1 protein-coding gene and 1 pseudogene are annotated in these 1,597 nt (G+C 64.3%); both read left to right on the forward strand.

Going from position 1 to position 1,597, the window contains the following annotated elements:
- Window positions 1-1,131: CmpA/NrtA family ABC transporter substrate-binding protein (locus EN991_RS35470; protein WP_127370470.1), on the forward strand; the 1,131-nt coding region annotated here is incomplete at its 5' end.
- A 215-nt stretch (window positions 1,132-1,346) separates the two neighbouring features.
- Window positions 1,347-1,597 (forward strand): annotated as a pseudogene (locus EN991_RS41415) (hypothetical protein); the annotation flags it as partial.

Consider the following 1,597-nt stretch of genomic DNA (forward strand, 5'->3'; position numbering starts at 1 on the left):
GATCTGAAGCTGCACCGCGAGACATCCTGGGCCAACATCCGCGACCGCATCGCCATCGGCCACTTCCATCTCGCGCATATGCTGGGACCAATGCCGCTCGCCTGCAATCTCGGGCTGACGCCGCTGGCCTCGGAAACCATCGTGCCGTTCTCGCTCGGCCTCGGCGGCAATTGCGTCACCATCTCCAATGCCGTTTGGGCCGGTATGGCGGCACACGGCGCCGAGGCCGACCTAGACCCGGCGCGCGCCGGTGCCGCACTTGGCGCGCTCATTCGCGAGCGCGCTGCGGCCGGTGGCGATCCGCTGCGCTTTGCCGTGGTGCATCCGCATTCCGGGCACAATTACGAATTGCGCTACTGGCTCGCCGCCTGCGGCATCGATCCGCGCCAAGAGATTGAGATCGTCATCGTGCCGCCGCCCTTCATGGCCGATGCGCTGGCCGCCGGCCGCATCGACGGCTACTGCGTCGGCGAACCCTGGAACAGCGCTGCGGTGGCCGCCGGCACCGGCCACATCGTCACCGTCAAGGCGCGGATATGGCGCAACAGCCCGGAGAAGGTGATCGGCGTGCGCAAGGCTTGGGCAGACGAAAACCCCGAGGCCTTGGCGGCGCTGCTGCGCGCGCTGCATCACTCGGCGCGCTGGTGCCAGGATCCGGCCAACCATGGCGAACTGGCCGGGGTAATGGCGCAGGCCGGCTTCCTCGGCCTGCCGCCGACCGTGCAGATGCCGATCCTGACCGGCCATCTCCAACTGGGCGGCGGTGCGGAGCGGACCATCGACGACTTCTTCCTCCCCTTCGATAAGGCGGCGAACTTTCCGTGGAAGAGCCATGCGCTGTGGTTCTACACGCAGATGGTGCGCTGGGGGCACGTGGCGCACACGCCTGAAAATCTCGCCATCGCCCGCGATTGCTACCGTCCCGACCTCTACCGTTCGGCGCTGAAGCCGCTCGGCGTCGCGCTTCCCGGCGCCAATTCGAAAGTCGAGGGTGCGCTCCAAATTGCCACCGCGGTCGGCGCGACAGGCGCCGGCCTTGTGCTCGGTCCGGACGGTTTCTTCGACGGTCAGATCTTCGATCCTGACGAGATCGATGCGTACATTACCGGCCAGAAATTTGCCGAGATTTAGGCCTGATCATTTCCGCGCCATCCTTGTGCATTGCACAAAAATTGTGCGCGCGATTGCCCTAATGAACAATCTTTGGCCTTCCGGCCATAGGGTTCAGTGCGCCGGCGATCAGCGCAGGCTGCTGATTTCATTGGCCTTTTTCACCTCTCTCAAAACTGGCACGGTTCCTGCTTTGAAATAGACAGGCCCTTTGCGGGTCACGGAACAGGCGTCCAATGGCGGGCGCCACAGGCAAAGCTGCCGCTCAGGTTCATGCGCGCTCCCGGTCACCCGGACGCGAAGACCTGGCTGGCGGCTTTTTTGTTTTGATCAACACGCAATCGACGACGCGGATCTCAAGCCGCGCCCAACCGGAGACGACGATGACGAAACGGATCAGGACTGGAACGACCCTCAAAGACATGACGCGCCGCGATTTTCTGGTCAGCAGCGCGATGACGGCCGGCCTGTTCGTGGCGGCCCGCAA

The sequence above is a fragment of the Mesorhizobium sp. M7A.F.Ca.US.005.03.2.1 genome, assembly GCF_003997795.1.
Classification (GTDB): domain Bacteria; phylum Pseudomonadota; class Alphaproteobacteria; order Rhizobiales; family Rhizobiaceae; genus Mesorhizobium; species Mesorhizobium ciceri.